The organism is Neisseria bergeri, assembly GCA_003044455.1.
GTDB lineage: Bacteria > Pseudomonadota > Gammaproteobacteria > Burkholderiales > Neisseriaceae > Neisseria > Neisseria bergeri.
In genome coordinates, this window is the sequence record POWY01000027.1 from 1 (window position 1) to 6,746 (window position 6,746).

Consider the following 6,746-nt stretch of genomic DNA (forward strand, 5'->3'; position numbering starts at 1 on the left):
GAGAATGAGATAACAGAGATAGAATGGATAAAACCCGTAAAGCCCGCAATATCATTTGGCAAAATACCTACAGCTTGGGTGTCGGCTGTGTTTTTGCCCTCGCGTTTGGCATTTTCAGCAACGGCTATCATGCAGTTTCGATGTTTGTTAAATACAACTTTGTACAGAGTGCGGTTCATAGTAAGGGCTTTCTTAATAATATTTTTATCCGAATGCGCCGTAAAACTTCGCCGTTCACGGCGGAGATATCAGGCACGGACTGCAAAGCAGTCCTAAAAACATTGAATTTCAGTCAGGCGTATTTTGCTGCTCAATATATTGTCGAATAATGGAAATAGATGCACCACCACAACTACCTGCAAAATAAGACGGCGACCACAACGCACCACCCCAAAGTTTCTCACGAATACCGGGATAATTTTTTTGCCTAATCATACGACTAGATACACCTTTCAAGCTGTTCACGAGTTTTGAAATAGATACTTTGGGTGGATAGTTTACAAGCAAATGAACATGGTCATTTTCACCGTCAAATTCCACTAGTTGTGCCTCAAAATCGGTGCAAACGCTTTCAAAAATTTGTCGCATATCGTCTAAAATTTCTTTTGTGAACACTTTTCGGCGGTATTTTGCGACAAAGACTAAATGAACATGTAAGTTAAAAACAACGTGTCTACCACGTCTTAAATCAGTTTCTTTTCCATAGACCAAGTGTAGAATAATCAAAAATTCCATTATCTACGAAACCATGCAAATACTCAAAGCGTTCAAATTTGAATTGATGCCAAACGGCGCACAAATCCGCAGACTTAAGCAGTTTTGCGGTTGTTCCCGTTTTGTATTCAATCGCGCTTTGGCGTATCAAAATGAACAGTACGAAGCAGATAAATCATTCAAATTCAGTTACAACAAAATCGCGAATTTGTTGCCTGAATGGAAACGTGAATTAACTTGGCTAAAAGATTGCCACAGTCAGGTTTTGCAGCAAGCTTTGAAAGATTTAGAAAGCTCATTCAAAAACTTCTTCGCCAAACGTTCGGACTTTCCAAAATTCAAACGCAAGGGCGAAAAAGACAGTTTCAGATTTCCGCAAGGCTGTAAACTGGAACAACAAAATAACCGCATCTATCTGCCCAAAATCGGTTGGATACGTTATCGCAACAGCCGTGCCATTGTCGGCGAAATGAAGAACGTAACCGTCAGACGAAAATGCGGTAAGTGGTATATCTCCGTTCAAACAGAATTTGAACAAAAAACACCGCAACCCAAAGGCGGAGAAATCGGTATCGATATGGGCATCGTGCGCTTCGCTACGCTATCCAACGGCGAACATTTTGAGCCGATTAACGCATTCAAAAACCTTAAAGGCAAACTGGCAAAACTACAACGCCGACTTAAAAACAAGGTTAAATTTAGCCAAAACTGGCAGAAATTAAAGGCGAAAATCGCCAAATTGCACCACAAAATCAGCAATATCCGTAAAAACTACTTGCACCAAATCAGCAGCCAAATCAGCCAAAGCCACGCGATTGTGTATGTTGAAGATTTGCAGGTAACAAACATGTCCAAATCCGCCAAAGGAGATATTGAACAGTACGGTAAAAACGTGAAACAGAAATCAGGTTTGAACCGGATGATACTGGATCAGTCTTGGTTTGAGTTCAGACGGCAGTTGGATTACAAATTATTGTGGAATGGCGGACATCTGGTTGCCGTACCGCCGCAAAATACCAGTCGAACCTGTCCTTGTTGCGGTTATACCGCAAAGGAAAACCGCCAAACGCAGGCTGATTTCGAATGCGTAGAATGCGGCTATACAGAAAATGCGGATGTGGTTGGGGCGATAAATATATTACGACGCGGTCAGGAAATCTTGGCGGCGCAATAATCAGTCAAATCAGGGCAGGACATGCCCGTAGCGCGTGTGAAGTGAACAATGCGGTAAGGTTGTCAGCAGCACGAACCCGCCAAAGCGGGTTGGCAGAACACCGCCGACCGCAGTAGGAATCCCCCGCCCTTTAGGCGGGGGAGGATGTCAAAATCGTAAATTAGATTAATTTTTAGGGGCTGACGTAGATTAGCAGTTATGCCAGGCTACGAAAATAAAGATAACCAATTGTAAATTAAACAATAGAGTTCAAAAGAAACTGCTTGAATTTTTCGTACTCCAAGCTACCACCCGTTCCGCTGCCGATATTTTGACTGTTCCGCCTCCATCGAATGGGGGGCAGCGACAATGCGCCGACCTCGCGGTCTTCAGACGGCATAGCTGCGTAATCGTTCATGGTACATCCTTATTGTGCCGAAATTGCAATCTTCTATTGTAGCGTAAAGCAGGTTCAATTGGTTTCCGTACCGCAAAACAGGTAGAATGCGTGATCTGCCGGGTTAAATACCTTCCTCAACCATCACAGTTAACATAGGAAATAATCTGGCAATCTGAGAATCGGCAATCCACCTGTTTGTCCCTTCTGTCCTAAGCATACCTGAATCTTTAACCCAAATTGTTCCATCCTTATCCTTAAAACGTGTGCCATTAGAAATCTTTTCCCATTCGGTTAAAACGACTTTTGCATTTTTGTTTTCAGGATTTTTGACCCCATTATCTTTAGCCGCATCTTCAAATCCCCAACGTTCCTCTACGGCTTTTTTCAGAATATTCAGCCTATGGGCTTTAGTCACGTTCTGACCTTTTGCAATGAGCGAAGCGATATATGCTTCCGCCCTGCCCCGTATCGTTCCGGCTTCCAAATCAGTCATTCCGGCAAAAAGTTCCGATTGATTTTCAAGAGGGATGTCTTTCAACCCTATTTTATGTAGGATTGAGAATGTAAAACCTACAATTTTTCGTCCTTCTTTATGCTGCTCGTAGGTAATGGAAATATCCGTTTTATCATTGATCTGCTTGATGGCGAAATCCAAAACCTTACGTTTGAATAGCTCCATTTTTTGATACTCGTCAGGCATCACACCCAAACGTTCGCGCAACTCCATTGTACTGAACATCGGTGTCTTACTGGCTGCACGCCATGAAATAATAATTTCGTAGAGCCGCACCGCGTATTTACTGCTCAACGATGAGACCTGATCAAGCTCGTAGCTTGTGAAGTTTTTTTCTAGCATCGTAATCAAAGGGGCAACATTTGGTGCAAAAACTAACTCTACCGTTGCCTGTTGTTCAATATAGGCAACCTGAGATACCCACCTTGTCCGTACTACCTTTTCCCCTTTTGGTGTTTTTTCGATAAAACTGAATTGGCGTTCAAAAAGGTTGTTACAGGCATCTTTCAAAGCCTTATACGCCGTATTGCGGTTGGTATGGAAATTATTCATGTAACTGCTGGCTGTAATGGTCAACCTGTCGTTTGCGGTAATCCCCTTTCCCGTAGTCCTAGCCTCAATAATGGACAACAGTATTAACCTCTGCTCCACCAGTTCGAGATTGTAGCTGGCATTGATTAACGCATTGTCTTTAACAACAAGATTTTTGACAGCCATAACAGATGGTTCCGCTAAATAAAAACAATATGCTACCTTTGTATGATTAGGGTGTCAAATGATCGGTTGATTCTTGAACCTTATGCACGCTAAAAGGTGTGATATACCTGCAAAACGGTGTGCCATTTCCCGACAGACGGTGCTGCATTGCACGGTAAACGGTGTCAAAGAAAACGACAAACGGTATGATATTGCCCGATAAACGGTATGATATTGCCCGATAAACGGTGTGATATATCCTGACTTACAACAGCAATATCTTTGAAATTCAATATATTCTTTTGAAATATACAGACCGAAAAGAAAAAGGGGTTAAAAGACTAAAATGAAAAACTCACTCTATTTTTTTGTTATTCAAGGGTTAAACCCAAGACTGTTGCACGCCAAACGGTGTTATATAAGTTTTTAAAGGGCAACACATAAAGCATCATCCTGATTTAGAAAGGAACGAATGTCCAAGCGACGGGTTTCAACCGGTAAGGAATTTTGCACACCAAAAGGTGTGATATTGAGGGTGTTTATACAGAATTTATTATAAAAATATATACATATCAATATATTAAAATAGCAGCATAAGTGAATTTTTTAAGCACGAAAAACGGTGTTATATCTTTGGCTGAAATCACATCTGCAAGACAATCAATCCGTAACCTTACATTAAAAGGCACGCTGCTATGTGTGCTGCCCTTATTTTTGAGGACATTCATTAACGCCTTCTTACCGGTACTTGGACATTCGTCCTACGTGTTAACGGCCGACCACACCTACAGGTAGGGTTCCAGCTAACAAAAGTTTTTGATGAAATTTAGCACATCGTATGGTGTGATATTGAAGGCAGTATTGCCGATTATTTAGAATAAAATCTATATACATCAATTAATTAAATTAATAACTAGGGGAAATTCTTCAAGCACGATAAATGGTGTTATATCAATGTCAGATATGTTGTTCACAGCTTGTTTTACACGAAAACAGGTGTGATATTTCTATTTTCCCATCTGTTTAGTCTTGCACGCCAAAAGGTGCGATATACCTGCAAAACGGTGTGCCATTTCCCGACAGACGGTGCTGAATTGCACGGCAAACGGTGTCAAATAAAACGACAAACGGTGTGATGTTGCCCGATAAACGGTGTGATATATACCATGATGGCGAGAAAATCCATTTAAATACAGAACACTAGACAAATAAAAAAGCTGCTAAAAAAAAGAAAAGGTGTTAAAAGACTAAAATTAAAAAATAACTCCTATTCTTTATTTTTTAATGTAGGCAAACGAAAAGGAATCATGTATTTCATGATTCCTTCTTAAACCCTATATCAACCTAATATCAAAACACAGCCAAGATTAATTTGAAAGATACGCAAAATTTTAAATTTGTCGATAATCCGTTCTTGTAACTACAAAAAAACATCACACAATCTGATTATGCGGTAGTTTTTATTCGCAACTTACCACTAGACGTTCAAGCAAACCATCCGATACGATGTACTCTAAGGTATATCCATCTTTGAATTGGGTAGTTAGAAACCCACGAATAGACAAAACTTTCAAATCCTTTCGGACGGTGACATCCGATAGTCCGTGTTCGCCCATCAGAAGGCTGACAGTGAATATCTTTGAATGGTATTCAACCAGTTACCTCAGAATATTCAACTGCCTTGCACTCAAATCCGTTATCGGATCTCCAACTATCGTCTGCAATAGGTTTTCTGGATGCTTACGGTGCAATAGAGGGAATGTTAGAGGCTTGATTATTTTCATTAGCCTCCAATACTCGTACTCGGATTTCAGCTTCCGTTTCGTTCCAAATACTCTCTGACGGCTTGAGCAACCATATCGTTTTGGGTGATACCGTGTCTTGCACAATGAATTTTAACCCTGACGTGCATGGAAACGGGGATGGGGACGGTAAGGCGAGCCTGACGCTCTTCCATTGTATTAAAGTTCGGTTTTTCTTCTTGAGGTTGAGGGGATTGTTCCGTCGGTTTTTCATCTTCTGCCGTATTGCCGGACAGCCAAGCAGACATATCTTTTTCTTTAACAGCCATTTATTTGTCCTTTCTTAAAGCAAGAATTTCATTAACAAGGTTTTCTATTTCAGTTACGGCAGGAGAGCGTGGATCGACTTCCCGGACGGACAAACCCCTTGTTCCGGCATCTGCAAAAATAGCTCGGGAAGAGATAAGTGTGTCGAAAAAAGACCAATCTTTCTCTTTAATATCCTGAAAGATGCCCTTTGCAACCTTGGTGTTTTTGGCAAAAGCATTGAAACAGATTGCGGAGATAATAGATGGTTTGAAATTCCGTGCCTCATCTACAAGTTCCTCCATTTCCTTGGTTGCCCATTCGTCGTATCCTGATGCCCGCATAGGCATCACGATAACATCACTGGTGATGATGATGTTTTTAGCCAAGGAAGTCATGCGGGGCGGGCCGTCGATAATAACGAAATCGTAGCCGTTTTCTTCCTGCATTTTGGGAATCTGCTGGGAAATGCTGGTATTGGGCATACCGATAACATTGTAGAGTAGGGGTTCGTCTTCAGGACGTTCACTGGCTCCGCGCATCGCCGTGCCTTGCGGGTCTGCATCTACAAACAGTGTTTTAAAACCACGATAGGCCAATTCTGCGGCAACATTGGTACTGACGGTCGTTTTACCTGTTCCGCCTTTCTGATTCAGAAAAGAAATAATCATCTTATAGACCTCTGTGTAGGGTGCAGGCAAGTGTACACCTCAAAATTAATTTAAATATATTATTTCATTAAAGCTAGTACATTGCAACTATAAATTTAGCAAAGTTATACGACTGTGAAACTGCGCAACTGCTAAAATGTAAAACAGCTAAACTGTGGAGAATATAAAAAAGAGAAGCTTGAAGGATTCTCTTTTAAATTACCTCCACAATTGCCATAATTGGCGCGTCCGTTTTATGAGCGTGTAACTAAGGCAGACACACTTAGCCTGTTGGCGGCTTTCAACAGGTTCAAACACATCGCCTTCAGGTGGCTTTGCGCGCTCACTTTGAGCAGACCAAAATAGGCTGCCCGGGCATAGCGGAACTTACGGTGCAGCGTCCCAAAGCTTTGTTCGACCACATAACGGGTCTTCGACAAATATCGGTTGCGTTTGGTTTGCACTTCCGTCAGCGGACGGTTGCGGCAGGCTTTGCGCATAATGCCGTCTAACAACTGATGCTCTTTCAGATGTTGCCGGTTTTCCTTACTGTCGTAGCCTTTGTCGGCAT

The 6,746-nt window shown here is 41.7% G+C and carries 7 protein-coding genes and 2 pseudogenes; 2 read left to right on the forward strand and 7 right to left on the reverse strand.

Annotation, left to right across the window (positions count from 1 at the left end; translation table 11 throughout):
• Both DBY86_RS14200 and tnpA read right to left on the reverse strand, forming a co-directional pair.
• On the reverse strand, positions 1-179 hold a 179-nt coding region (locus tag DBY86_RS14200; protein WP_199901109.1), incomplete at its 3' end, for an ESPR domain-containing protein.
• 109 nt (positions 180-288) lie between these two features.
• Positions 289-735 (reverse strand): IS200/IS605 family transposase, encoded by a 447-nt coding sequence (gene tnpA / locus DBY86_RS12555; protein WP_107820194.1) that lies wholly within the window; start codon positions 733-735, stop codon positions 289-291.
• 13 nt (positions 736-748) lie between these two features.
• Between tnpA and DBY86_RS12560 the strand changes: the two genes are divergently transcribed.
• Together DBY86_RS12560 and DBY86_RS13875 are read left to right on the forward strand one after the other, a co-directional pair.
• On the forward strand, positions 749-1,888 hold the full coding sequence (locus DBY86_RS12560) for an RNA-guided endonuclease InsQ/TnpB family protein (protein ID WP_107820195.1): 1,140 nt from the start codon (positions 749-751) through the stop codon (positions 1,886-1,888).
• A 214-nt stretch (positions 1,889-2,102) separates the two neighbouring features.
• Positions 2,103-2,207, forward strand: a pseudogene (locus tag DBY86_RS13875) (IS1595 family transposase); the annotation flags it as partial.
• On the opposite strand, the pseudogene DBY86_RS13205 reads toward DBY86_RS13875, so the two are convergent.
• The 5 genes and pseudogenes from DBY86_RS13205 to DBY86_RS12585 form a co-directional block, all read right to left on the reverse strand.
• A pseudogene (locus DBY86_RS13205) lies at positions 2,200-2,285 on the reverse strand (DnaB-like helicase N-terminal domain-containing protein); the annotation flags it as partial. The pseudogenes DBY86_RS13875 and DBY86_RS13205 sit on opposite strands and share 8 nt — an antisense overlap.
• Positions 2,286-2,388: 103 nt before the next feature.
• A complete protein-coding gene (gene repM / locus DBY86_RS12565; RefSeq protein ID WP_107820196.1) occupies positions 2,389-3,498 on the reverse strand; it encodes a replication initiation protein RepM in 1,110 nt (369 codons plus the stop codon).
• 1,789 nt (positions 3,499-5,287) lie between these two features.
• Positions 5,288-5,548: a hypothetical protein gene (locus DBY86_RS12575; RefSeq protein WP_107820198.1), complete on the reverse strand. Its 261-nt coding sequence runs from the start codon at positions 5,546-5,548 to the stop codon at positions 5,288-5,290.
• Positions 5,549-6,196, reverse strand: coding sequence for a ParA family partition ATPase (gene parA, locus DBY86_RS12580; protein WP_107820199.1), 648 nt, complete (start codon positions 6,194-6,196; stop codon positions 5,549-5,551).
• Between the two features lie 233 nt (positions 6,197-6,429).
• Positions 6,430-6,746 (reverse strand): transposase (locus DBY86_RS12585; RefSeq protein ID WP_159068599.1); only part of this gene is annotated, 317 nt, incomplete at its 5' end.